The organism is Micromonospora sp. CB01531, assembly GCF_001905095.1.
Lineage (GTDB): Bacteria > Actinomycetota > Actinomycetes > Mycobacteriales > Micromonosporaceae > Micromonospora.
Map to the genome: position 1 here is coordinate 131,781 of NZ_LWLS01000002.1, position 24,159 is coordinate 155,939.

A 24,159-nucleotide genomic window follows, 5' to 3' on the forward strand; every position below is an offset into this window, starting at 1 on the left:
CCCACGGTCCGGCCGCCCCGTGCATCCCCCCGGTTTGGTTCCCCGCGCGTCACCGGACCTTTCGTCGCGACAACGCTACGTACTCATAGGGTCACACTGGGGCGACTATCGCGTCAAGCTATTTCGGGAAAGTCGGACTCGCCCCAGGTGGGCGGCTCTGCGGTCAGCGCAGCCCACAGGTGGCGACGAACGCCTCGCCCTCGCCGCCGATCACCAGCGGCCCGCCGGCCGCGGTGCCCACCGCCGCCTGGCCCGGCCCCAGCGCCACCGTGCCGACCCCGTCGTCCACCGCGAGCTTGCCGACGCGGCAGAGCACCACCCGCGGGCCGGGCAGCGTCAACCGCGCCCCCGGGCCGCCGGCCGTCACCTCGACCCGGTGCAGCGCGAAATCCTCGACCGGGACCGGCCAGGTCACCACCCCGGGCGCCACCGCGACCGGCGCGACCACCGGCTCGTCGAGCACCTCGAACCGCAGCACCCGCAGCAACTCGTCCACGTCCACCCGCTTCGGGGTGAGGCCGCCGCGCAGCACGTTGTCGCTGGCCGCCATGATCTCCACGCCGGTGCCGCGCAGATAGGCGTGCAGGTTGCCGGCGGGCATCCAGATCGCCTCGCCCGGGACCAGCCGGACGTGGTGCAGCAGCAGCGCCACCAGCACCCCCGGGTCGGCCGGGTAGTCGACCGCCAGGCTCCGGGCCAGCACCGCATCCGGCCCGGCGACGTCCGCCGTCAGCACGGCCGCCACCAGCCCGACCCGCTCCGCCTCCGGCCAGCTCAGCAGCAGGCGGACGGCCTCCCGCAGCCCCGCCGGCCCGGTGCGCAGCGCCGCCACCACCGGCTCCAGCACCGGTACGCCGAACGCCGCGAGCGCCGCCGCCGACTCGGCCGGATCCCGGAACCCGCAGAGCGCCTCGAACTCGGAGAGCGCCACCAGCAGCTCCGGTTTGTGGTACGGGTCGACGTAGTTGACCCGGTCGGTGTCGGCCGCGTGCCCGGCCCGGGCCTGCTCGGCGTCCGGATGGGCCTGGAGGCTGAGCGGGGCGTCCGCGGCCAGCACCTTCAGTAGAAACGGCAGCCGGGTGCCGAACCGGCCGACCACCCGCTCGCCCAGCCAGTGCGCCGGCTCGGCCAGCAGCAGCTCGGTGAGGCTGACCGGGCTGCCGTCCCGATCCACCGTGGCCGGGGCGCCCGGGTGGGCACCCAGCCACAGCTCGGCCTCCGGCCCGTCGCTCGGCACCGGTCGCCCCTGCAACTCGGCGATCGCGGTGCGCGAGCCCCAGGCGTAGTCCCGGATCCGGCCCTGCAACAGCTCCACGGTCAGCTCCCGGCCTGCCCGGCCGCCTCGCCCGGTCCGGCCTCGTCGGGCTGCGCGACCGCGGTGTGCGAGGCCGAACCGGTGCCGGCCCGGTCCGCTGCCGCACTGTAGATGTCGGGCTCCAGATAGATGACCCGGGCGATCGGCACGGAGGAGCGGATCCGCGCCTCCACGGCGTTGATGCCCCGGGCCAGTTCCTCGGCCGTCTCGCAGGGCGGCACGGCGATCTTCGCGGCCACCATCAGCTCCTCCGGCCCCAGGTAGAGGGTCTTCATGTGGATGATCCGCTCCACCTCGGGGCCGGCGGTGACAGCCCGCTCGATCGCGGCCAGGTCCTTCGGCTCGGCGCCCTCACCTAGCAGCAGGCTCTTCGTCTCGACGGCCAGGATGATCGCGATGGTCACCAGCAGCACGCCGATCATCGCCGTACCGAGGGCGTCCCACCGGCCGTTGCCGGTGGCCAGCGTCATACCGACGCCGAAGAGCGCGAAGACCAGACCGACCAGCGCGCCGAAGTCCTCCAGCAGCACCACCGGCAGCTCCGGGGCCTTGGCCCGGCGGATGAAGTGCACCCAGGACTGACGGCCCCGGATCTGGTTGGACTCCTTGATGGCCGTACGGAAGGAGAAGCCCTCCAGCACGATCGCGACCACCAGCACGATCACCGGCACCGCCTGCCACTTGGTGATTGCCTCCGGATGCGACCACTTGTGGTACGCCTCGTACAGCGCGAACAGACCACCGAGGCTGAACAGCACGATCGACACGATGAACGCGTAGATGTAGCGCTCCCGGCCGTAGCCGAACGGGTGCTGCGGAGTGGCCTCCCGCTGGGCCCGCCGGCCGCCTAGCAGCAGCAGCCCCTGGTTGCCGGAGTCGGCGACCGAGTGGATCGACTCGGCCAGCATCGACGACGAGCCGGTCAGCAGGAACGCGACGAACTTGGTGACGGCGATGCCGATGTTGGCCAGCAGGGCGGCGACGATCGCCCTCGTGCCCCCGTTCGCGCTCACGCCGCCGCCTCGCTTCGCTCCACGGCGACGCGAGGTGCCGCGCCACTGGGCCTGATGGTTCGCTCGCTCACGGGTTTGCCAGCTCCTTCATCTCCGTGACGGCCGGTACAGCCATCGGGTCCAGCCCGTGGGCCAGGGCGAGGTAGACCGAGGCGAAGTCCGGGACCGCGATCAGCGAGGCGAGGCGCTCCAGCGCCGACCCGCCCTCGGCGGTGACCACGTCGCAGCGCACCCCGCGCCGCTCGGCGAGGGTCTGCACCGCGTCGGCCCGGCGTTCCTCCACGGCGAGCGGCTCGTCGGTGTCGTCCTCGGCGTTCAGGCCGCCGTCGCGCAGCAGCACCAGCCGCAGCCGGGTGGCGTCGCCGCCGGTCTCGTCTGGGTCGGCGAAGATGTCCCGCTCCCCCTCGGCCAGCCCGCCGAAGACGCCGTCGAGCAGGCCGACCCGGCCCCGGCCCGCCTCGCCCAGCGCCCCGGTGGTCACCGGGTAGCGGGCGTTGGCCGAGAGCGTGTCACCGAACCGGCGGGCAGCCACCGTGGCCAGCGGGGACGAACCCCACACGATCGGGATCGACCCGGCCAGTCCCAGGGCCAGCGACTTCGCCGGGTTGACGAAGGACTCGGCGGTAGGCCGGGACCGGTCGGCGTCCGCGTCCAGCCGGGCCGCCGTCTCGGCCAGGTCCGCCTCGTTGACCTTCACCAGCCCGAGCGTACGGGCGGCGAGCAGGACCGGAACGGTGAGCGCCCAGAGACTGGCTCGCGCCGGGGCGCGTCGGGGCACCGGTATGAACGGCGCCCGGGCCCGCTCGGCCACCGACTGCAACTGGGAGTCCGGGGCGCCGACGGCGACCAGCCGGGCCCCCCGCCGGTGCGCGGCCTCGGCGGCGCCCAGCGCCTCGGGGCTGCGGCCGGAGGCGCTGACCGCGATCACCACGTCCGCCGCGCCCACCCAGCCGGGGACACCGGCGCTGCGGTGCGGGATGACGGGTACCGGGCAGCGCGGCCCGGCGACCGTGGCCAGCACGTCTCCGGTCCGCCCGGCGGTGCCGATGCCCGCGATGACCACTGCCCGCGGCCGCCCCTCGTCGGCGAGCACGCTCAGGTTCGCCTCGGCGGCCAGCGCCGCCGACTCGCGTACCTGGGCGCCGGCCGAGGCGGTGAACCGGAGCATGCCGCCGGGATCCTGCTCGGCGAGCAGATCTGGGTTGTCCAGCAGCGACTCGTCCGCGTGCCGATGGCCGCTGACGCCGGCCGTACCCTCCATCACCGCTGCGACCCCGAACCGCCACGCGCGTCGTCGCCCGCGGGCCCGCCGCGCGCCTCGTCCAGCAGCAGCACCGGCACGTCGTCGCGGACCTCGAAGATCCGGCCGCACTCCGTACAGGTCAGCGTCTGCGCCTGCGGGTCGTAGTCGAGCGGGGCGTGGTGCGTGTCCGGGCAGGCGAGGATCTCGAGCAACTGCGGGTCCAGGGCCACGGCGCGGCTCCTTCCACGTATGCGGTCTCACCGGTCGGCGGTGCCGTCCGGCGCACGCGATCTTATCGGCGAACCTGTGCCGGCACCGCGCCACCGAGCGAGATCATCTCGACCTCGTCGACGCCCACCGGCCGCCGTGGCGGCGACACCACTCATGTCGCCACCACACACCGTCACCGTAACCCCCGGCGGGCGGCCGGGCCCGGGCTCAGCGGGGCGGGCGGGGCAGCACGGTGGTGGCGTCGCCGCCGGCAGGCGCCGGCGGTTCGCCAGCTGGGCGGTCTCCCGCGGCGGGAGCGCCGTACACGTTGCCGGTCGGGCGGGGCGCCGCGGCCCCGCCGTAGACCGTGGAGGTGGCCGGCTGCTGCCCGTACACCTGGCCCGCCGGCGCCCCGGAGCGGTACGTGGTGCCGGCGCTGCGCGGCAGCGGGACCGGCGGGTAGCCGGTGCCCCCCTCGGCGGCCTTCTCCGCCCGGTTGCGGCGCACCAGCAGCACGATGAGGGCGGCGCCGACGAGCACCAGGGCGATACCGACCCACATGATCGGGGAACCTCCGGAGGATGTCTCGGCCGCCGCGGCGCTGGCCCCGGCGGTCGGGGCGAGCGCGGCCGCCACGGCGGTCCCGCTGTCGGCCTCGCCCGCCGGCGTCGTCGCGGCGCTCGGAGTGGGGGTCGGGGACGGCTTCCGGGACGGGGTCGGGGAGGGCGTCACGGCCTTCGCCCCGCCCACCACGCGGGCCTCATCGGCTGCCCGGCCGATTTCCCGGCCGACCGCGGTGGTCGCCTCGCCGACGACGATCACCCGCCCGCCGGGCGCGCCGTTCAGGAAGGCGACCCGGTAGCGGACCGTGATCTCCTTGCCTTTGCACAGGTTCGGCTTGGCCGGGGACGTGGACGATGTGCGCACCGTGTCACCGCCACCGGAGACCGGCACCGGCCACCAGCGCCCGTCATAGTTGACGTGCACTTCGACCTGGTTGGCCGCGAGGCCGTCGAGCCGCAGGCCCAACGCGGTCCGCAGCAGCACACAGCCGTCGGTACGCTTGCGCACCTCGACCGCCACCGTGCCGGGCGATCCGCCGACCTTGAAGCTGTCCCCGACGCGCACCGACACCCGGTCGTCCTCGGCGAACGCCGGAGACGCACCGACGGCCACCAGGCCGCCCAGCATCACGCCGACCATGGCCAGCCGCGCCGCATGCCGCCTCACCGACATCTCCACCTCACCGCATCCACCCCGTCCGGGTCCGGCGGTCAGGGTACTACCGGGCCTGGTCGGTACCCGCCCATCGAGCGCTCCACATGTGCGCCGCGACACCTCCTCCGGCCCCGACACCCTCGACGCCCGCTGATCAGGGCAGCCCGCCGACATCCGCCGGTGGACGCCCGGCGACGGACGATCGGGGCCCTGCGGACAGCCGCCTGGCGAGCGGTGGCGGACCGTCAGGCGAGAGCGGCGGCCAGTGTCTGCCGGCACAGCCGGTCGGCCGTCCGGGTGGTCTCCGGCAACCGGTAGCGCGGCGTCAAGGCGAGCACCCGGTCGACCGCGTTGTCCAAGCTCATCCGATGGCCGACGCTGACGAAGACCGGCTTCACCCCGTCCCGGGTACGCAGCACCCGGCCGACCACCTCACGGCCGTCGCGCAGCGGGGTCCAGGCGCCCCGCTCCGGGCCTGGCTCGTCCCACTCGCCGACCAGCGGGGTCTTGCCCACGCCGATCGCGGGCAGCCCGGTGACCAGGCCGAGATGGCAGGCCAGCCCGAACCGGCGCGGGTGCGCCAACCCGTGCCCGTCGCAGACCAGCAGGTCGGGACGGACGGTCAGCCGGTCCAGGGCTTCCAGCAAGGCGGGCAGCTCGCGGAAGGCGAACAGCCCCGGCACGTACCCGAAGGCGGGCCGGCCCACGCTGACCGCCTCGTCGACCACGGCCAGGGTGTCCGCGTCCAGCACGGTGACGGCCGCCGCGAGCCGGTCACCGCCCTCCGCGTACGCGACGTCGAGGCCGGTCACCCTCGTGGGCGCGGTCGGTCCCGGCCCCACCAGATCCACCCGCGACCGCAACTCCTCCTGTACGCGCAGCGCCTCCGCGACGTCGGCCGGCGGCCGGTACGGGATTCCGCCGTCCGTCACGACTGGTCGGATTTCCGGCCGACGCCGGTGAACGCGATCCCGAACGCCACTCCGATCCCGATACCCATGGCGATGCCTCCGGCGCCACCGATGGTGAGCAGCCCGATCACCAGGCCCAGCACGATCCCCGTCGCCCAGAGAGCGGTCTTCCGCGTACGCGTCACCACCTCACGGTAGCCAGGGGATCAGTATCGGGCCGGGAAGAGGTCCGCACGGGCCTGTTCGGCCCACCGCTCGCGCAGCAGATCGGCGTGCTCGGTGCCCAGGTCCGGTGTCGCGGCCACCAGGTCGCCGAGCCCCTACCAGAGCCGAGTCAGGAGCCCATCTGATGCCCGGCGTCCTGGTAGGAGGACATCACCTCGGCCCGCCAACCGGGCTCTGGCCGGAAGGAGCCGGCAAGCTACAGCGCCAGTCCGGTCAGGACCATCACGCGCGGCTCGGTGTAGTCCTCCATCGCGCTGCGCAGCCCTTCCCGCCCGACGCCGGAGCCCTTCACCCCGCCGTACGGCATCTGGTCGGCCCGGTATGACGGCACGTCTCCCACGATCACCCCGCCGACGTCGAGCGTGCGGGACGCCAGGAACGCGGTCTGCAGGTTGTGCGTGAAGACGCCGGCCTGCAGCCCGTACGGCGAGTCGTTGACGGCGGCGAACGCGGCCTGGTCGCTCTCGACCCGGGTGACCACCAGCACCGGCCCGAACACCTCTTCCGCACTGACCTTGGCCGAGGAGGGCACCCCGGTCAGCACGGTCGGCGGGTAGGTCGCGCCCTCCCGCCGGCCGCCGACCTCGATGGTGGCACCGGCGACGACTGCCTCGTCCACCCACGCCTCGACCCGCTCGGCCGCCGCGACGGAGACCAGCGGGCCGACGTCGGTCAGCTCGGAGGTCGGGTCTCCGGTGCGCAGCGCCTCCACGGCCGCGACCAGCCGGGGTAGGAAGCCGTCGTAGAGCCATTCGTGCACGTACACCCGCTGCACGGCAATGCACGACTGGCCGGCCTGGTAGTTGGAGAAGGTGGCGATCCGGTGCGCGGCGAAGGTCAGGTCCTCGTCGGAGCTCCAGTCCTCGCAGATCACCGCCGCCGCGTTGCCGCCGAGTTCGAGGGTCACGTGCTTGTCGGGGACGGCCCGGCGGATGGCCGCGCCGACCGGTCCGGAGCCGGTGAACGACACCACCGGCAGCCGGGGGTCGGCGACGAGTTCGGCGGCGCGCTCGTTGGGCAGCGGCAGCACCGAGAACATCCCCTCGGGCAGCTCGGTCTCGGCGAGGATCTCGCCGAGCAGCAGCGCGGACAGCGGGGTGGCCGGGGCCGGCTTGACGACGATCGGCGCGCCGACGGCGATGGCCGGGGCGACCTTGTGCGCGACCAGGTTCAGCGGGAAGTTGAACGGCGCGATACCCAGCACCGGCCCCTTCGGCACCCGCCGGACCAGCGCGATCCGCCCGGTCGCCGCCGGGTCGGTGTCCAGGCGTTGCAGTTCGCCGGAGAAGCGCCGGGTCTCCTCGGCCGCCCACCGGAACGTGGAGACCGCGCGACCCACCTCGGCCTTCGCCCACTTGACCGGCTTGCCGTTCTCGGCGGTGATCAGTGCGGCGACCTCGTCGGCGCGTTCGGCGAGCCGCCGGGAGACGTGGTCGAGGGCCGCCGCGCGGGCGTGCGCGGGCAGGGCCGCGGCCGCCGCGGCCACGCCGGTGGCTGCCGCGACGGCGGCCTCGACCTGGTCGGGCGTGGCGAGGGTGGTACGCCCGACCGTCCGGCCGTCGTACGGGTGGGTGATGGTCAGCTCGCCCTCGCCGTGAACGGGGCGGCCGGCGACGAAGAAGGCTCTCGGCTCCACGACCGGCAGCGTAGACGACGACACCCTCACGCGGAAACAGTTGCCTTAGCCCTTGTCTGTTGCGAATTCAGTAGCCAAGATGGCAGTCAGATTGCGATAACCTCCGCTGACCTTCCCCCCGGCCACCCTCGGAGATTTCTGATGAGTGATCAGCAGCAGCTGCGCAACTTCGTCAACGGCGAGTACGTCGACCCGGTGGACGGCGGCTACGCCGACCTGATCGACCCGTGCACCGGGGAGGTCTTCGCCCAGGCGACGGTCTCGGGAGCCGCGGACGTGGACGCGGCGATGAAGGCCGCCGCCGCGGCTTTCGAGACGTGGCGGGACACCACCCCGGCCGAGCGGCAGAAGGCCCTACTCAAGCTCGCCGACGCGGTGGAGGCCCGCGCCGCCGACCTGGTCGACGCCGAGGTACGCAACACCGGCAAGCCGCGCCAGCTCACCGCCGACGAGGAGTTGCCGCCGGCCGTCGACGAGTTCCGCTTCTTCGCCGGCGCCGCCCGCCTGCTGGAGGGCCGCTCGGCCGGCGAGTACCTGGCGGGTCACACCTCGTACGTGCGGCGCGAGCCGATCGGCGTCTGCGCCCAGGTCACCCCGTGGAATTACCCGCTGATGATGGCGGTCTGGAAGATCGCGCCGGCGCTGGCCGCCGGCAACACCGTGGTGCTCAAGCCGTCCGACACCACCCCGGTGTCGACGCTGCTGCTGGCCGAGATCGCGTCCGAGTTCTTCCCGCCGGGCGTGTTCAACGTGATCTGCGGCAACCGGGACACCGGCCGGGCCCTCGTCGCCCACCCGACGCCGCAGCTGGTGTCGATCACCGGCTCGACCCGGGCCGGCATGGAGGTCGCCGCCGCGGCCGCGCCGGACCTCAAGCGGACCCACCTGGAGTTGGGCGGCAAGGCCCCGGTGGTGCTGTTCGACGACGCGGACATTGCGGCGGCGGCCGAGGCGATCGCGGTGGGCGGCTACTTCAACGCCGGCCAGGACTGCACCGCAGCTACCCGGGTGCTCGCCGGTCCCGGCGTCTACGACGACTTCGTCGCCGCCCTCGCCGAGCAGGCCCGCAACACGAAGACAGGCGCGCCGGACGACGAGGACGTGCTCTACGGCCCGCTGAACAACGCCAACCAGCTCGCCCGGGTACGGGGCTTCCTGGACCGGCTGCCCGGCCACGCGAAGGTCGAAACCGGCGGCTCGCAGGTCGGCGAGCGCGGCTACTTCTACGCCCCGACCGTGGTGTCCGGGGTGCAGCAGGCCGACGAGATCATCCAGGACGAGGTGTTCGGCCCGGTCATCACGGTGCAGCGCTTCTCCGACGAGGACGAGGCGGTGCGCTGGGCCAACGGCGTCGAATACGGCCTGTCCGCCTCGGTCTGGACCAAGGACCACGGCCGGGCGATGCGGATGACCCGTCGGCTCGACTTCGGCTGCGTCTGGGTGAACACCCACATCCCGTTCATCTCCGAGATGCCGCACGGCGGCTTCAAGCACTCCGGGCACGGCAAGGACCTCTCGGTCTACAGCCTGGAGGACTACACCCGGATCAAGCACGTCATGCACAACATCGAAGGCTGAGCCATGACGTCGAGCGAGGAACTGCACAAGCGGCGGGGCGCGGCGGTCGCCCGTGGGGTCGGGAGCGTCATCCCGGCGTACGTGGACCGGGCCGGCGGCGGCACGATCACCGACGTCGACGGTCAGGAGTGGATCGACTTCGCCGCCGGCATCGCGGTCACCAATGTCGGCAACTCCGCCCCACGTGTGGTCGAGGCGGTCAAGGCGCAGGTCGAGCGCTTCACCCACACCTGCTTCATGGTCGCCCCCTACGAGTCGTACGTGGCGGTGTGCGAGCAGCTCAACGCGCTGACGCCGGGGGGCTTCGAGAAGCGCTCGGCGCTGTTCAACTCGGGTGCCGAGGCGGTGGAGAACGCCGTCAAGATCGCCCGACACGCCACCGGGCGGCCGGCGGTGGTGGTCTTCGACCACGCGTACCACGGCCGGACCAACCTAACCATGGCGCTGACCGCGAAGAACATGCCGTACAAGCACCGGTTCGGGCCGTTCGCCGGGGAGATCTACCGGGTGCCGATGTCGTACCCGCTGCGCGACGGTGGGCTCGACGGGGCGACCGCCGCGGCCCGGGCGATCGAGCTGGTGGAGAAGCAGGTCGGTGCGGAGAACGTGGCCGCCCTGCTGATCGAGCCGATCCAGGGCGAGGGCGGCTTCGTCGTACCCGCGGAGGGGTTCCTGCCGGCGCTGCGTGAGTGGGCGACAGCCACCGGGGTGGTCTTCGTGGCCGACGAGATCCAGACCGGGTTCTGCCGGACCGGGGACTGGTTCGCCTGCCAGCACGAGGGCGTCGAGCCGGACCTGGTCACCCTGGCCAAGGGCATCGCCGGCGGCCTGCCGCTGGCCGCCGTGACCGGGCGGGCGGAGCTGATGGACGCGGTGCACGTCGGCGGCCTCGGCGGCACGTACGGCGGCAACCCGATCGCCTGTGCCGCCGCGCTGGCGGCCATCGAGACTATGCACGAGCTGGACCTGGCCGCCGCCGCCCGGCGGATCGGCGCGACCATGGTCGACCGGCTGCGGGCGATCGCCGCCCGCGACCCGCGCGTCGCCGAGGTACGCGGGCGCGGCGCGATGCTCGCCGTGGAGATCGTGCAGCCGGGCAGCCTGACTCCGGACCCGGCCGCCACGGCGGCGATCTCGGCGGCCTGCCACGCCGCCGGCCTGCTCACCCTCACCTGCGGCACGTACGGCAACGTGCTGCGTTTCCTGCCGCCGCTCGTCATCGCCGAAGAGGAGTTGACCCGGGGCCTGGACATCCTGGACGCGGCGTTCGGCTGACCGGCGGTCAGCACCTGTTCGTGGCACACCATGGGTGCCATCCCCCCAGGCCGCCCATGGTGTGCCGCCCGCCGCTGGCTGCGGGCGGAGGCGCCCGCCCGCAGCCGGGCCAAGGGCCCGCCGGAACCGGCGCAGCGGAAGCTCGGGATCACCGAGGGGGGCGGATCCCGAGGGTGCTCTGCGCGGGCAGCAGGCCGGCGGCGACGATCGCCCGGGTGAGCGGGGCGACGAGCTGGGCGAGCCGGCCGACGGCGGGGCCGAGCGCTCGCCACGGCGCGGCGGCCAACTCGTCCGTACGCCGCTCCACCTCGTCGCGGAGCCGGTGACCGGCGTCGGTGGCCGCGCCGCCGGGCGTCGAGCAGGCCCCGGGCGGCGAGCCGGTCCCGGGCGGCGGCCCACTCCTCGGCCGTCCACCCGCGGCTGGCGAAGACCTCGACCGGGGCGGCACCGACGGCGGCGAAGGAGACCAGCGCCTCGGCCGGGTCGAGCCCGGCGGTGAGCAGGGCCGCCAGGTGCCCATCGCCGCGGTGTTCGCGCAGGATCGTGGCGGCCTGCCAGAGGACGAGGTGCGGCGCGTCCGGCCAGGGCAGGTCGGCGTTGGCGGCCGCCAGCGGACGCCCGGCCAGGTCGGCGGCCCGGGCCGCCCGGCGGGCCAGCGTGGCGGCCTCGGCCAGCTCGGGTGAGTCGACCCGGTCGCCGAGCAGGGCGCGCAGCGCGCGGTCCATCCCGGACAGCCGGGCGGGTAGCACCTTGGCCGGCTCGGCGGTGGTCCAGACGGCGGGGACGTACCTGGCGACCATGCGGGGGCTGAAGCTGTAGTAGGTGGCGGTCACCAGCGCCGGCCCGGCAGTGCCGAGCGGGGCGGACCGCCAGGCGAAGTAGCTCGGCCACCGGCCGGGGCAGCGGCTTCTCCCTCGAGGCCCGGAAGGGGTCCGCTTCCTCATTCGCTCCCGACTCGCCTGACCGCCCGGGGCCTCCCGACCGCCGGGAGGCCCCGGCTACCGGCGGTCCGTAGCTCCGGCGCTACCGGTCAAGAACGGCCACAGCCTCGCGCAGCTCGCGCCGGAGCTGCTCGTCCTCCCAGGCGGTGTCCACGGCGACCCCGCCGGTGATCACCCGCGCGTCGCGCTCGGCGAGGTCCAGCAGCGCCGGCGACGCAGTCCGGGCGTCCATCTCCACCAGCAGCGGGAGCACGCCGCGCGGCCGTGCCTCCTCGATGAGGCGGACCAGGACTGGGGCAAGGTCGTCCGGGGACACGCCGCTCCGCCAGAGGGCCCGTACCAGCGCTGCCGGGCCCGGGGGGGCCACCCGTGCGTCGAGCAGCTTCCACAGGGCCGGGCCGTACGCCGGATCGGGGAACCGGGCCGCCAGGTCGGCGGCGGCGGACGCGGCCCACCAGCCGGTGCCGAGTACCGCCTGAACGGTGGGCAGCACCACGTCACGCTCGCCGGTCAGCTCGCCCACCACCCGGGCCGCAAGCAGCTGCGCGTACCGCTCTGCCTCCGTCTCCAGCGCGACCCCGGTCAGGTACGACCGCAGTCTCGGCAGCAGCGCGCCGAGCGCCGGTACCGCGTCGAAGGCATGCTGAAGCCGCCATTCGTGGCCGTCCGGTCCCGCGTCGAGCTGCCAAACGACAGCGGTCACCACCGGCTCGACGTCATTCGTGGCCCGCCACAGCGCCACCCCGGCACGAACGTCGCCCCGGGAGGCCGCCACCAGCAGCTCCGGCACCGCCGGCTCAGGCGCCACCCCGATCGCGGCGAGCGCGGCCGCCACCCGGGCCGGGGCGACCGGCAGGGCGGCCACCAGCTCCGGCACGGCGGCGGAGGCGGCTGGCCCCCACTCCTCGAGCAGGGTGGCCAGCCCGGTGACCAACGCCGGGTGGTCCGCACCAGCCAGGTGCCCCCGGGCCGCGGCTAGCACGGCCTCGCCGAAGCGTGGCTTGTCAACCGGCAGCCGCACCTCGTGCCCGCCGGCCCAGACCACGCAGATCACGTCGATCCAGCGCGGGTCGGCCAGCATGGCGAGGATCTCCACCGCCCGCTGCTGCGCGGTGAAACCATTGGCTTCCACAACCGCTGGCCAACCGGCGGCGACCCGTGCCAAGTCGTCGGCGTACACCGCCGAGGCGGGACCAGCGGCACGCAGCACACCGACCGCCTTGTCCCGGACGCTCTCGTCCAGGTCGTGCAACGCGGGCCCGAGCAGGGGCAGCAGCAAGGCCGGGGCGGAACGCAGTTGCCGGCAGCGCTCACCGATCGCGTACGCGGCGGCCTTGCGGGCCGGCGGTGCGGCGGTGAACAGACGTCCGAGCAGGTCCACCACGAACGCCTCGTCCGCCTCGCCCACCAGTTCGTCCAACGCCTCCCCCCGGCGCTCCCAGACGTAGTCGAGCTCCGCCTCCGGGCCGACCGCTCCCGCCAGCGCCTCCGCCGCACCCACCGGCCAGGGCAGCCCGGCCCGCCTGATCGCGACCGCTGCGGCGACCCGCACCGGAGGTTCCTCCTCGTGCAGCGCGTCGGCCAGCAGATCGGCGGCGCCGGCCGGGTCACGCAGCCCGAGCGCCAGCGCCAGGGAGGCCCGGACGGTCGGGTCATCCTCGGTCAGCCACCGCTCCCGCAGCAGGGTGACTGGTAGACGGTCGCCGCACTGCGCCACCGTGTACGCCGCGGCCGCCCGGATCTCTGGATCGGGATCGTTGAGCAGCGACGGGAAGCGGTCCGCCTGCGCGCGTACCGCCTCGCAGACCTCGTCCGCCTCCTCACCCCATGTGTGGTGCGGGTCGGCCAGCATCCCGACGGTGGCGAGGATCCAGGCCCGCCGGTGCTGCGCGGTCGACGCCAGCTCAGCGAGGATCGGCACGGCCGGCACCGTCGCGGGGTAGACGTCGCCCTGGTGGAAGATGCTGCCGATAATCTCGCTGAGGGCCTCCTCGACCTCGTCCTCGTCGTCGGAGGCGAGGGCCCACAACAGGTCCGGGATGTTCTCCGCCGTCCCGTAGGCGTGGGTGAGCCGCGTCCAGTCGATCTCGGCCAGCCGGTTCAACACCCGGCGCATTCTACGCCGCTGCTCGGCGCAGGGCTCACCGTCGCCGTCGCGGTTGCGGTCGTACCAGCACGGCTCATGCAATCTGACGAAGGTCATCTCCGTAGTCGAAGATGATCCGCAGCTTGGCCCCGAGGGCGTTCGCGTACCGGCTCAAGGTGGCCACCTCGTTGACGTCGAGGTCGCCGTTCTCGATCTGGCTCACCCGGCCGGGCGTGACACCCATGAGGTCGGCGACCTGCCGCTGGGTGAGCCCCAGTCGCTTCCGCTCCTCGGCGAGGTGGAAGGCACTCACCCACGCCTCGGTGCGAGTCCGCTCCTCCTCGTACGCCGCGTCGTCACCGCCGAGTTCGGCGCGAACCTCATCCCAGTAGAACTCGGTCACGACTCCCCCTTCGCTCGCGCTCACTGTCGAGCCAAGTCTTGTACGCGACCTCCGCCGCTGGGATGTTCTGCTGATACCACCGTGTCCAGTTCCCGGCCTTGTTGCCCGCGACGAGGAGCACGGCCTGCGACTAGGGATCGAAGACGAACAGCACGCGGATCGCGACGTCCCGTCCCGACCGGGGCCGGAGTTCCTTCAGGTTGCGGATGCTGCTGCCACGCAACGTGTCCACGAGAGGCGTCCAAGCCCGGCCCGACCTCCGCCAGCTTGTCGACGGCGACCCGAACGCTCTCGTACGACGCTGGATCCCTCTGCCGCAGGTCACGGAGCGACAGACGAACCTCACCCGTGACCCGGACCGACCAACGATCCCCGGCAGCACCCACGCCTCAACTACGTCTAACTAAACATGGAGGCAGCAGTGCAGGATTCCGCTGCGGCGTCACGCCGGGCCGGGCGCGCGGTTCTCGTCGAGCATGCCGCGCATGACCACGCTCATCATCCGGACCCGCACCGGGCGCGGCAGCGGCCGCAGCGACCAGGTGAGCAGCTTCGCCAGGCCGCCGGGCAGCACCGTGCCCCGGCGGCCGAGCGCGTTGAGGACGGGAGCCGCCACGTCGGCGGGGGCGGCGGCCAGTGCCATCCGCATCCCCGCCCGGGCGGCGAAGCCGCTGTGCACCGGGCCGGGCGCCGCCGCCAGCACATCGATGCCGAGCGGCTTCCACTCCACGTGCAGCGCCTCGGCGAGCGCCTGCACGTACGCCTTGGTGGCCGCGTACGAGGCGGCGTGCGGGGTGCCCTGGAAGCCGACCAGCGAGGCCAGCAGCACCACGCCCCCGCGCCCGCGCGTGGCCAGTCGCCGCCCGAACCGCTGGGTCAGCGCCAGCACCGACCGGCAGTTGACGTCCAGCATCTCCGCCTCTACTGAGGGGTCCGCGTCCAGGAACGACCCGGAGGTGCCGAACCCGGCGGCGGCCACCAGCAGCCCGACGTCGAGATCCGTGCTGCCGGCGACGGCCGCGTCGACCCCGGCTGGCGTGGCGAGGTCGGCGTCGACCACCCGGGCCTGGACGCCGTACCGGTCGGTGAGCTCGTCGGCCAGGGTCAGCAGGACGTCCCGCCGCCGGGCGACGAGGACGAGGTGTAGCCCGGCGGCGGCGAGCACCTCGGCGATCTCCCGCCCGATGCCCGACGACGCGCCGGTGACGAGCGCCCAGGGACCGTACCGGGCGCGGAACCGGTCCGGGTGGCGCAGGCGGCGCGGGTTACGCGGCACGGCAGCGGAGGCCGGCCCGTCGATCCGTGTGGCGGTCTCCTCCGGCGGCATGACGGACCACCCCTTCCCCGGGCTGACGCTCCCTGCTCGCCACGATTCCCGGGTCAGCCGGTGGCGGTCCACCGCGATCGTGCGCAGCCAGGTGTCCGGCCCTGCCTGACACCGGCCGTGGCGGACCGGACGGGGATCACCCGGCCCGTCAGCGGCCGTCGAGAAGGGGTTGGCGCGGGTCCCAGGGCGGGCCGCCGGCGGCGTCCCGGCGGCGGCGGGCGATCGCCGACAACGCCTCCAGGACCACCCGGTTCCCCAGGTACGCGGTGATGTCGGCGTGGTCGTACGGCGGCGCGACCTCGACCACGTCCACCCCGACTACGGGCAGTTCGTAGCAGCAGCGCCGGACGGCGTCGAGCAGTTGCCGCGAGGTCAGCCCGCCGGGCTCCGGGGTGCCGGTGCCGGGGGCCATGCCCGGGTCGACCACGTCCACGTCGACGGAGAGGAAGACCCCCTCGCACTCGTCGGTGGCGATCCCGAACGCCTCGGTCAGGCACTCGTCGAGCCCGCGGGCCACCACCTCGGTCATCTCGTACGACCGCATCCGCTGGTCGGCCATCCAGGAGAGTGTCTCCGGGCCGGGCCAGTAGCCGCGTAGGCCGATCTGGAGGAAGCGGTCACCGCGTACCGCGCCGGACTCGATGAGCCGGCGCATCGGCTGGCCGTGCCCGTGCAGCGAGCCGAACTCGATGTCCCCGGTGTCGGCGTGCGCGTCGAAGTGCACCAGCGACACCCGGCCGAGCCCGTGGTGCCGGGCGACCCCGGTGGCGTCGGGCAGCGCGATGGAGTGGTCGCCGCCGAGCACGATCGGGATCGCCCCGGCGGACGCGACCGCGTAGACGGCGGATTCCAGCGCGGACAGCGAACGTTCGATGTCGCCGGAGAACATTTCCACGTCGCCCGCGTCGTAGACGCGGAGGTCCTGCAGGCCGTCCACCCGCAGCGCGAGGGATGGGCGGGAGCCGTCGTGCGGCAGGTAGCAGGCCTGGCGGATGGCGGACGGGCCGAACCGGGTGCCGGGCCGGTGCGAGGTGCCGCCGTCGAAGGGCGCGCCCACGATCACCACGTCCGCGTCCGCGTAGCTGACCGGCTCGTCCAGGGTGCACGGGGGCACCCCGAGGAACGTCACGTCGGGGCCGAACATCGGGCCGTAGCGGGTCACCGCTCCTCCATCCCCCACGGCGAGCCGTAGCCGGTCAGCAGGTCGAGGAAGGGCCGCGGGGGCAGCGCCTCCGGGCCGAGCACCCCGGTGCCGGACCAGGCACCGGTGGCCAGCAGTTCCAGCGCGACCACCGGGTTGATCGCGGTCTGCCAGACCACCGCCTGGTGGCCGTACTCCTTCATGGACCACTCGTTGTCGACCACGTGGTAGAGGTAGACCCGCCGTGGCCGGCCGTCGACCCCGGTGCCGGTGACGTACGTCCCGGCGCACGTCTTGCCGCGCATCCGGTCGCCGAGCGTGGCCGGGTCGGGCAGGCAGGCGGCCACCACGTCGCGCGGGGCGACGTCGACGCCGCGCACCGACACCGGGCGGGTCGAGTCGAGGCCCAGCTTGTGCAGGGTGCTGAGCACCTCGATGAACTCGTCGCCCAGGCCGTACTTGAAGGTCACCCGCTTGGCCTTCACCCAGCGCGGGATCAGCAGCACCTCCTCGTGCTCCACGTTGACGCACTCCACCGGGCCGATCCCCGCCGGGAACTCGAACACCTCCGGCTCCGAGAACGGCGGGGTGGTGTACCAGCCCCGGTCGGTGTCCCAGATCACCGGCGGGTTGAGGCACTCCTCGATGGTGGTCCAGATGGAGAACGACGGGGCGAAGTCGTAGCCGTCGACGGTGAGGTTGGCCCCGTCGCGTACCCCGATCTCGTCGATCTCGGTGAAGAGTTCGTCGGCGGCGTAGCGGGCGAAGACGTCGGACAGGCCCGGCTCGACGCCGATGCCGCAGAGGGCGAGGCGACCGGCCGCGGACCACTGCTCAGCGAGAGCGAACTGGTCGTCGCCGAGCTTCACCCCGGTTTCCGCGTACGGATGCGCGGGGTGCGGGCGGGACAGCGACATCGCCATGTCCAGGTAGTCGGCCCCGGCGGCGAACGCGCCCTCGAAGATGGGCATGACGAAGCGCGGGTCGACCGCGTTGAGCACGTGGGTGATCCGGTGCTCGCGGCAGAGCGTGGCGACCGCCTCCGCCGACGAGGCGTCGAGCGGGGCGGCGACGAAGCGGGTGTCGTGGTCCGCGATGGCCCGGCTGGCGCGGCCGAGGTCGTAGTCGGCGACCACCATGGTCTCGAAGAAGGAGCGGCGGGCGGCGATGGCGACGGCGGCGGAGCCGACGCCGCCGGCGCCGACGAGCAGGATGCGCATCAGGAATCGAACCCCAGTCCAAGACGATCGAGCGTGCGGAGCCACCCGTTGCGCCGCCCCTGGCGTGCGTCGGCATGGGCGAGCGACCAACGGGTGAGGTTGATGCCGGCGGCGCGGAACGGCTCCGGCGGGAACGGCAGCGGCTTGCTGCGCACCAGGTCGAGCCGGGTCAGCGGAGTCTCCTCCCCGCCGAGCAGGTCGAGCATCACCCGGGCGCCGAACCGGGTCGCCCCGACGCCGAGCCCGGTGAACCCGGCCGCGTACGCCAGCCGTCCCTCGTACGCGGTGCCGAAGAACGCGCAGAACCGGGTGCAGGTGTCGATCACCCCGCCCCAGCGGTGGCTGAACCGGAGACCCGCCAACTGGGGGAAGGTGGTGAAGAAGTGCTCGGCCAGGGCGGTGAAGGTGGCCGGCCGCTGCGCCAGTTCCGGGGCCATCCGGTTGCCGTAGTGGTAGACCGCGTCGTACCCGCCGAAGAGGATCCGGCCGTCGGCGGTGATCCGGTAGTAGTGGAACTGGTTGCCGACATCGGCCAGGCCCTGCCGGTTCGCCCAGCCGATCGCCTTCCGCTGCACGGGCGTCAGCGGCTCGGTCATCAGCGCGTAGTCGTAGACCGGGACCAGCCAGGCGCGCAGCCGGCGCAGCAACGGCGGGAACGCGTTGGTGGCGAGCACGACCTGCCGGGCCCGGACCACGCCGGGCGCCCCGTCCGGGCCACCGGCCGTCGTCGCGCGTAGCGCGCCGCCGTCCCGGCGCAGGCCGGTGACCCGGGTGTGCTCGTGCAGGCGTACGCCCAGGTCGAGGGCGGCGCGGCGGAGTCCCCAGGCGAGCTTCGCCGGATCGAGCAGGGCCACCCGGTCCCGGTCCCACATCCCGCCGAGGTACGTCGGCGAGTCCACCTCGGCGCGTACCTCGTCGCGGTCGAGCAGCCGGACGTCGTGGCCGTACCGGCGGGCCAGCTCGGCGTCCTCGGCCAGCCCGGCGAGCTGGTACGGCTCGACGGCGACCGCCAGCTCGCCGGTCCGCTCGAAGTCGCAGTCGATGTCGTGCCGGGCCACCGTGGCGGCGATGGCCGCCAGGTTCTCCCGGCCGAGCCGCTCCAACTCGTCGATCTCCCCGGGGAACCGGTCGACGCCGTTGGCCAGGCCGTGGGTGAGCGAGGCGGCGCAGAACCCGCCGTTGCGCCCCGACGCCGCCCAGCCGCAGGTGCCCGCCTCGACCAGCAGCACGTCCCGGTCCGGGTCGGCTTCCTTGGCCAGCAGGGCGGTCCAGAGCCCCGAGTACCCGCCACCGACCACCAGCAGGTCGGCGTCGTGCGGACCGGCCAGCGGCGGCAGCGGGTCGGGGCGTTCCGGTCGGTCGAGCCAGTACGGGACGGGCGCGGCGTCGGCCAACGCCCGGCCGGTATGCGGGAGTTTCATGATCCGCTCATCGCCGATGGGCGGGGCGCGACGGGGGCCGCGAGGGCCGCCCGCCGAGCTCGCCGGCCGCGCAGCGAGCTGGCCCCGACGAGCAGCAGCGCGATCACGAACATCGCCGTGCCGATGACGTTGACCTGTGGCGGGATGCCCCGCTGGGCGGCGCCCCAGACGTACATCGGGAAGGTGACCGTGGTGCCGGCGTTGAAGTTCGTGATGATGAAGTCGTCGAAGCTCAGCGAGAACGCGAGCAGCGCGGCGGCCACGATGCCGGGCAGCACCAGCGGCAGCGTGATCCGCCGGAAGGTCTGCCACTCGCTGGCGTACAGGTCCATGGCGGCCTCCTCGAGCCGCCGGTCCATGCCGGCGAGCCGGGCCTTCACCGTGACCACCACGAACGACACGCAGAACATCACGTGCGCGATGACGATGGTCCAGAAGCCCTGCGGCACCCCGGCGGCCACGAAGAGGGCGAGCAGCGAGGTGCCCATCACCAGTTCGGGGGTGGCCATCGGCAGGAAGATCAGCCCGTTGATCCCGGCGCGCCCCCGGAAGCCGTGCCGGACCAGGGCGAACGCCATCAGCGTGCCGAGGATGGTGGAGACCACCGTGGCGATCAGGCCGATCTCCATGCTGCGGATCACCGCGTCGCACATGTCGGAGGTGGCACAGGGCTGCGTCCAGTTGTCCAGGGTGAACTCGTTGAAGTCGTAGGACAGCCGGCTGGACGGCCGGTTGAAGGAGAGGCCGGCGACCACCAGGATGGGCAGCGAGAGGTAGCCGAGGACGAGCAGGGCCGCGCCCATCACCCACCGGTCGGCCAGCCAACGGCGCATCAGAACTCACCTTCATTCGCGACTGCGGGGCCCGGCTGCGTTGCGCTCCTCGCGCGCATCACAGCACCTCCTCGGTGCCGGCCTTGCGCAGGTAGACGAAGACGATCGCGAGGATCGCCGCCATCAGCAGGAACGACAGGGCCGCACCCTGCGGGTAGTCCAGCCGGACCAGGAACGCCGAGTCGATGACGTTGCCGATCATGTACTGGTTCGGGGTGCCGAGCAGCTCGGCGTTGATGTAGTCACCGGTCGCCGGGATGAAGAAGAGCAGCGTGCCGGCGATCAGGCCGGGCATGGACAGCGGCAGGGTGACCTTCTGGAAGGCCCGCAGCGGGCTCGCGTACAGGTCACTGGCCGCCTCCAGCAGGCGCGGGTCCAGCCGCTCCAGGCTCGCGTACAGCGGCAGCACCAGGAAGGGCAGGAAGTTGTACGTCAGGCCGAGCACCACCGCCACCGGCGTGGCCAGCAGCCGGCCGTCCGGCCCGAGCAGGTGCACGTCCCGCAGCAGCCCCACCACCCAGCCGTTGTCCGACAGGATGGTCTTCCAGGCCAGCGTACGGACCAGGAAGCTGGTGAACATCGGCGCGACCACCGCGACCAGCAGCAGGTTCTTCCAGCGGCCGGCCTTCTGGGCGATCGCGTACGCCAGCGGGTAGCCCATCAGCAGGGCCAGCACCAGCGCGATCGCCGAATAGAGGAACGATCGGACGAACTGCGGCCAGTACGCCTGCAACGCCTCCGGGTAGTTGCCGACGGCCCAGGTCATCGCGTACCCGGTGGAGAGGGATCCGCCCGGGTCGTAGAGGCTGGCCGCGGCGAGCTGGAGCAGCGGCAGGGCGAAGAAGACCAGCAGCCAGGCCGCACCCGGCAGCAGCAACAGGTACGGCAGCGCCGTGTGACGCCCCCGGCGGGGCGGCGGCGCTGCCGCCTGCCCCGACGAGGTCGGTACGTGGGCCAGCGCGCTCACGACAGCACACCCACCGGCGGCTGGTCGAGCAGCGGGGTGGTCTGGTCGTCCTCACCGGATTCGCGTGGCAGCAGGAACGCGTGCCGCGGGTCCCAGTGCGCCACCACCGCGGCGCCGAGCGGCAGCTGGCCGCCGACCCCGCTGTTGGCCGAGAACGCGGACAGCTCGCTGCCCCACGCCGTCCGCACCAGATACTGGGTGCTCACGCCGACGTAGGACGCGTCGGTCACCACGCCGCCGACGTGCTGGTGGCCGGCGGGCACCTGCTCGGGGCGCTCGACCAGGTGCAGCTTCTCGGGGCGTACCCCGAGGAAGACCGGCCCCCGGTCGACCCGGGCCCGCCCGGCGGGCACCGAGAAGCGCAGGCCGTGTGCGGTGACCAGCGCGTCGTCCCCGCTCCGCCCGGCGGCCTCGCCGGCCAGCAGGTTGGACTGGCCGAGGAAGTTCGCCACGAACGCGGTGGCCGGGTACTCGTAGAGGTCGGCGGGCCGCCCGAGCTGCTCGATCCGCCCGGCGTTCATCACCGCCACGGTGTCGGCCATGGTCATGGCCTCCTCCTGGTCGTGCGTGACGTGCACGAAGGTGATGCCGACCTCGGTCTGGATCCGCTTCAGCTCGATCTGCATCTGCCGGCGCAGCTTCAGGTCGAGCGCGCCGAGCGGCTCGTCGAGCAGCAGCACCTGCGGGTGGTTGATCAGCGCGCGGGCCAGCGCGACCCGTTGCTGCTGGCCGCCGGAGAGCTGCGCCGGCCTGCGCCGGCCGTACCCTTCGAGCTGCACCAGGGCGAGCATCCGCTCGACCTGGTCGCCGACGTTGCGGATGCCTCGCCGGCGCAACCCGAAGGCCACGTTCTCGTGGATGTCGAGGTGCGGGAAGAGGGCGTAGCTCTGGAACACGGTGTTCACCGGCCGCTTGTACGGCCGCAGCCCGGCGATGTCCCGGTCGCCGAGCAGCACCTGCCCGCTGGTCGGCTCCTCCAGCCCGGCGATCATCCGCAGCGTGGTGGTCTTGCCGCAGCCGGAGGCACCGAGCAGGGCGAAGAAGGAGCCCTGCGGGATGGTCAGGCTGAGGTCGTCCACGGCGGTGAAGACGCCGAACCGCTTGGTCAGGTTGGCCAGGCGCAGGTCGCCGGCCGGTGTCTCGTGTCCCATCGTCACGCCCCGATGACCTTCTGGAACTTGGCCTCGTACTCCTTCTCCCGCTGCTCGTCCAGGGCCATGAAGCCCCGGGCCTTCGACAGCAGTCCCTCGTCGGGGAAGATGAGCGGGTTCTTGGCCAGGTCCGGATCGAGCTTCTCCATCTCGGCCTGCGCACCCTTGACCGGGCAGATGTAGTTGACGTACGCGGCGAGTTTCGCGGCCACCGCCGGGTCGTAGTAGTAGTTGATCAGCTCTTCGGCGTTCGCCTTGTGGCTGGCCTTGTTCGGCACCAGCATGTTGTCCGACCAGAGCATCACGCCGGACTCCGGCGACACGAACTTGATGTTGTCGTTCTCGAAGCCGAGCTGGATCACGTCACCCGACCAGGCGATGCAGGCGGCGATGTCGCCCTTGTTCAGGTCCTGGGAGTAGTCGTTGCCGGTGAACTTGCGGATCTGCCCGGAGTCGACGGCCCGCTTGAGCTTGGCCAGCGCGTCGTCGAACTGGGCGGTGGTGAAGTTCGAGGGATCGTGGCCGTTGGACTGCAGCAGCAGGCCCATGGTGTCCCGCATTTCGGACAGGGCGGTCACCTTGCCCTTGAGGTCGGGGCGGGTGAGCAGCTCGTCGACCGTGCGGATCTCCTTGGTCACCTTGGCGTTGTACGCGAGGGCGGTCAGGCCGGACTGCCACGGGACGGAGAGCTGGCGGTCCGCGTCGAAGGACGCGTTGCGCAGCGAGGGCAGCAGGTTGGCCTCGACGTTGGGCAGCCTGGCCTTGTCCAGCTTCTGGATCCAGCCGAGCCGGATCATCCGGGCGGCCATCCAGTCGGTGAGCACCATGAGGTCGCGCCCGGTGGGCTGGCAGCCGGCGAGCTGGTTCTGCACCTTGCCGAAGAACTCGTTGTTGTCGTTGATGTCCTCGTTGTAGGTCACCTGGATGCCGGACTTGGCGATGAACGCCTCGATGGTGGGCCGCTTGGACTCGTCCTTCTCGTCGACGTCGATGTACTGCGGCCAGTTGGAGAAGGCCAGCTTCTTCTCCGTCGCGGAGAGATCCTCGCTCTTGCAGCCGGCCTCGGTCTGTTGGGCGCCCTTCGTGCCGCAGCCGGCCAGCGTGCCCGCCGTCGCGAGCAGTGCGGCCGACCCGAGGGTGCCGGTGAGCAGACCACGCCGGGTGAGGGGCCGGAGGGGACTACGCATGTGACGACTCCTAAGGGGCATCGTCGGCGGCGGAACGGGGGAGGCGCGCCGGCGGGAGGGTCATGGCGATGGACGACTGATCCTGACATGATGTGACCTCCCTTACAAGGGATTCCGTTGTTGGATTAGCCAGCGACCACGAAATACGCCAGACTGCGCCCGGGCACTACGCTCAGCGCGAAGGAACCGGACAGGGGAGCGGTCGATGGCCAACCGGCAACTGGAGAACGGAAACGGTGCGCGCCGTGTCACCGTGCGTGAAGGCGCCAGTCACGTTCTGCTCGACGACGTGGCCAAGCAGATCATCGAACAGCTCCAGGAGGACGGCCGGCGTCCGTACGCGACCATCGGCAAGGCGGTCGGCCTCTCCGAGGCGGCCGTCCGCCAGCGGGTGCAGCGCCTGCTCGACGCCGGGGTCATGCAGATCGTCGCGGTGACCGATCCGCTCCAACTCGGCTTCCCCCGCCAGGCCATGATCGGCCTGCGTACCGACGGGGACCTGGAGGCCGTGGCCGACCGACTCGCCGACTTCGAGGAGATCGACTACGTCGTGATCACGGCCGGCTCGTTCGACCTGCTGGCCGAGGTGGTCTGCCGCAACGACGAGCACCTGCTGGAGATCCTCCAGAAGCTGCGCAGCGTCCCGGGTGTGCTGGCGACCGAGGCGTTCGTCTACCTGAAGCTGCGCAAGCAGACCTACAGCTGGGGCACGGCCTGAGCCTCGCCACGACAGGGGTACGGGTACGGATTCCGTTGCCATCCACCCAACAGCATGCTAATTCCGTCGCCTAGACGCCACTGGGCCACCGATCCCACTTGCTTCGGCGGCACGGACTGTGGGATAACCGTGGGCAGAGC

The 24,159-nt window shown here is 72.7% G+C and carries 22 protein-coding genes and 1 pseudogene; 3 read left to right on the top strand and 20 right to left on the bottom strand.

Going from position 1 to position 24,159, the window contains the following annotated elements; translation table 11 throughout:
* Positions 1-163: 163 nt before the first annotated feature.
* The 8 genes from manA to A6A27_RS03110 form a co-directional block, all read right to left on the bottom strand.
* A complete protein-coding gene (gene manA / locus A6A27_RS03080) occupies positions 164-1,315 on the bottom strand; it encodes a mannose-6-phosphate isomerase, class I (protein ID WP_073832814.1) in 1,152 nt (383 codons plus the stop codon).
* 2 nt (positions 1,316-1,317) lie between these two features.
* Positions 1,318-2,328, bottom strand: coding sequence for a cation diffusion facilitator family transporter (locus tag A6A27_RS03085; protein WP_073832815.1), 1,011 nt, complete (start codon positions 2,326-2,328; stop codon positions 1,318-1,320).
* Positions 2,329-2,395: 67 nt separating this feature from the next.
* On the bottom strand, positions 2,396-3,592 hold the full coding sequence (locus A6A27_RS03090) for an SIS domain-containing protein (RefSeq protein ID WP_073832816.1): 1,197 nt from the start codon (positions 3,590-3,592) through the stop codon (positions 2,396-2,398).
* Positions 3,589-3,801: a Trm112 family protein gene (locus tag A6A27_RS03095; protein WP_073832817.1), complete on the bottom strand. Its 213-nt coding sequence runs from the start codon at positions 3,799-3,801 to the stop codon at positions 3,589-3,591. Before A6A27_RS03095 ends, A6A27_RS03090 begins: the two co-directional genes overlap by 4 nt.
* Before the next feature lie 208 nt (positions 3,802-4,009).
* Positions 4,010-5,017, bottom strand: a complete 1,008-nt coding sequence (locus A6A27_RS03100; RefSeq protein WP_073832904.1) for a hypothetical protein — start codon at positions 5,015-5,017, stop codon at positions 4,010-4,012.
* Between the two features lie 227 nt (positions 5,018-5,244).
* Positions 5,245-5,931 (bottom strand): deoxyribonuclease V, encoded by a 687-nt coding sequence (nfi, locus tag A6A27_RS03105; RefSeq protein WP_083672386.1) that lies wholly within the window; start codon positions 5,929-5,931, stop codon positions 5,245-5,247.
* Positions 5,928-6,095, bottom strand: coding sequence for a hypothetical protein (locus tag A6A27_RS44775; protein ID WP_198940168.1), 168 nt, complete (start codon positions 6,093-6,095; stop codon positions 5,928-5,930). The genes nfi and A6A27_RS44775 overlap by 4 nt, the downstream gene beginning before the upstream one ends.
* Positions 6,096-6,331: 236 nt before the next feature.
* Positions 6,332-7,771: an aldehyde dehydrogenase family protein gene (locus tag A6A27_RS03110; protein WP_073832905.1), complete on the bottom strand. Its 1,440-nt coding sequence runs from the start codon at positions 7,769-7,771 to the stop codon at positions 6,332-6,334.
* Positions 7,772-7,912: 141 nt separating this feature from the next.
* Here A6A27_RS03110 and A6A27_RS03115 point away from each other — a divergent pair, with 141 nt between their 5' ends.
* Positions 7,913-9,349, top strand: a complete 1,437-nt coding sequence (locus tag A6A27_RS03115) for a gamma-aminobutyraldehyde dehydrogenase (RefSeq protein WP_073832819.1) — start codon at positions 7,913-7,915, stop codon at positions 9,347-9,349.
* A 3-nt stretch (positions 9,350-9,352) separates the two neighbouring features.
* On the top strand, positions 9,353-10,624 hold the full coding sequence (gene gabT, locus A6A27_RS03120; protein ID WP_073832820.1) for a 4-aminobutyrate--2-oxoglutarate transaminase: 1,272 nt from the start codon (positions 9,353-9,355) through the stop codon (positions 10,622-10,624).
* 148 nt (positions 10,625-10,772) lie between these two features.
* Here gabT and A6A27_RS44780 read toward each other — a convergent pair whose 3' ends face one another.
* From A6A27_RS44780 to A6A27_RS03180, 12 genes and pseudogenes are all read right to left on the bottom strand, one after another.
* Positions 10,773-10,931 (bottom strand): helix-turn-helix domain-containing protein, encoded by a 159-nt coding sequence (locus A6A27_RS44780; RefSeq protein WP_198940169.1) that lies wholly within the window; start codon positions 10,929-10,931, stop codon positions 10,773-10,775.
* A 97-nt stretch (positions 10,932-11,028) separates the two neighbouring features.
* Positions 11,029-11,568 (bottom strand): annotated as a pseudogene (locus A6A27_RS47305) (SCO6745 family protein); the annotation flags it as partial.
* A gap of 79 nt (positions 11,569-11,647) precedes the next feature.
* Positions 11,648-13,768: a HEAT repeat domain-containing protein gene (locus A6A27_RS03130; RefSeq protein WP_143193838.1), complete on the bottom strand. Its 2,121-nt coding sequence runs from the start codon at positions 13,766-13,768 to the stop codon at positions 11,648-11,650.
* Positions 13,746-14,054: a helix-turn-helix domain-containing protein gene (locus A6A27_RS03135; RefSeq protein ID WP_073832822.1), complete on the bottom strand. Its 309-nt coding sequence runs from the start codon at positions 14,052-14,054 to the stop codon at positions 13,746-13,748. Before A6A27_RS03135 ends, A6A27_RS03130 begins: the two co-directional genes overlap by 23 nt.
* A 442-nt stretch (positions 14,055-14,496) precedes the next feature.
* On the bottom strand, positions 14,497-15,381 hold the full coding sequence (locus tag A6A27_RS03145) for an SDR family NAD(P)-dependent oxidoreductase (RefSeq protein WP_083672387.1): 885 nt from the start codon (positions 15,379-15,381) through the stop codon (positions 14,497-14,499).
* A 148-nt stretch (positions 15,382-15,529) separates the two neighbouring features.
* On the bottom strand, positions 15,530-16,543 hold the full coding sequence (speB, locus tag A6A27_RS03150) for an agmatinase (RefSeq protein ID WP_073832823.1): 1,014 nt from the start codon (positions 16,541-16,543) through the stop codon (positions 15,530-15,532).
* Positions 16,540-17,742 (bottom strand): saccharopine dehydrogenase family protein, encoded by a 1,203-nt coding sequence (locus A6A27_RS03155; RefSeq protein ID WP_073832824.1) that lies wholly within the window; start codon positions 17,740-17,742, stop codon positions 16,540-16,542. The genes speB and A6A27_RS03155 overlap by 4 nt, the downstream gene beginning before the upstream one ends.
* Positions 17,742-19,163 carry an NAD(P)/FAD-dependent oxidoreductase gene (locus tag A6A27_RS03160; protein WP_073832825.1) on the bottom strand — a complete coding sequence of 474 codons (1,422 nt, stop codon included), beginning with the start codon at positions 19,161-19,163 and terminating at the stop codon, positions 17,742-17,744. Before A6A27_RS03160 ends, A6A27_RS03155 begins: the two co-directional genes overlap by 1 nt.
* On the bottom strand, positions 19,160-19,996 hold the full coding sequence (locus tag A6A27_RS03165; RefSeq protein ID WP_073832826.1) for an ABC transporter permease: 837 nt from the start codon (positions 19,994-19,996) through the stop codon (positions 19,160-19,162). Before A6A27_RS03165 ends, A6A27_RS03160 begins: the two co-directional genes overlap by 4 nt.
* A 58-nt stretch (positions 19,997-20,054) precedes the next feature.
* Positions 20,055-20,963: an ABC transporter permease gene (locus A6A27_RS03170; RefSeq protein WP_073832827.1), complete on the bottom strand. Its 909-nt coding sequence runs from the start codon at positions 20,961-20,963 to the stop codon at positions 20,055-20,057.
* On the bottom strand, positions 20,960-22,114 hold the full coding sequence (locus A6A27_RS03175) for an ABC transporter ATP-binding protein (RefSeq protein WP_073832907.1): 1,155 nt from the start codon (positions 22,112-22,114) through the stop codon (positions 20,960-20,962). Before A6A27_RS03175 ends, A6A27_RS03170 begins: the two co-directional genes overlap by 4 nt.
* Before the next feature lie 2 nt (positions 22,115-22,116).
* The gene (locus tag A6A27_RS03180) at positions 22,117-23,301 is read right to left on the bottom strand and encodes an ABC transporter substrate-binding protein (RefSeq protein WP_073832828.1); all 1,185 of its coding nucleotides are present in this window, start codon (positions 23,299-23,301) and stop codon (positions 22,117-22,119) included.
* A gap of 205 nt (positions 23,302-23,506) precedes the next feature.
* Here A6A27_RS03180 and A6A27_RS03185 point away from each other — a divergent pair, with 205 nt between their 5' ends.
* A complete protein-coding gene (locus tag A6A27_RS03185; protein ID WP_073832829.1) occupies positions 23,507-24,019 on the top strand; it encodes an Lrp/AsnC family transcriptional regulator in 513 nt (170 codons plus the stop codon).
* Positions 24,020-24,159: the final 140 nt, after the last annotated feature.

What these genes read in the sequence shown, in the direction of transcription:
- A6A27_RS03115 (WP_073832819.1), top strand. Translation starts at nt 7,913, where the DNA reads ATGAGTGATCAGCAGCAGCTGCGCAACTTCGTCAACGGCGAGTACGTC.
- A6A27_RS03180 (WP_073832828.1), bottom strand. Translation starts at nt 23,301, where the DNA reads ATGCGTAGTCCCCTCCGGCCCCTCACCCGGCGTGGTCTGCTCACCGGC.
- A6A27_RS03100 (WP_073832904.1), bottom strand. Translation starts at nt 5,017, where the DNA reads ATGTCGGTGAGGCGGCATGCGGCGCGGCTGGCCATGGTCGGCGTGATG.
- gabT (WP_073832820.1), top strand. Translation starts at nt 9,353, where the DNA reads ATGACGTCGAGCGAGGAACTGCACAAGCGGCGGGGCGCGGCGGTCGCC.
- A6A27_RS03165 (WP_073832826.1), bottom strand. Translation starts at nt 19,996, where the DNA reads ATGCGCCGTTGGCTGGCCGACCGGTGGGTGATGGGCGCGGCCCTGCTC.
- A6A27_RS03145 (WP_083672387.1), bottom strand. Translation starts at nt 15,381, where the DNA reads ATGCCGCCGGAGGAGACCGCCACACGGATCGACGGGCCGGCCTCCGCT.
- A6A27_RS03185 (WP_073832829.1), top strand. Translation starts at nt 23,507, where the DNA reads ATGGCCAACCGGCAACTGGAGAACGGAAACGGTGCGCGCCGTGTCACC.
- A6A27_RS03155 (WP_073832824.1), bottom strand. Translation starts at nt 17,742, where the DNA reads ATGCGCATCCTGCTCGTCGGCGCCGGCGGCGTCGGCTCCGCCGCCGTC.
- A6A27_RS03130 (WP_143193838.1), bottom strand. Translation starts at nt 13,768, where the DNA reads ATGACCTTCGTCAGATTGCATGAGCCGTGCTGGTACGACCGCAACCGC.
- A6A27_RS03160 (WP_073832825.1), bottom strand. Translation starts at nt 19,163, where the DNA reads ATGAAACTCCCGCATACCGGCCGGGCGTTGGCCGACGCCGCGCCCGTC.
- A6A27_RS03175 (WP_073832907.1), bottom strand. Translation starts at nt 22,114, where the DNA reads ATGGGACACGAGACACCGGCCGGCGACCTGCGCCTGGCCAACCTGACC.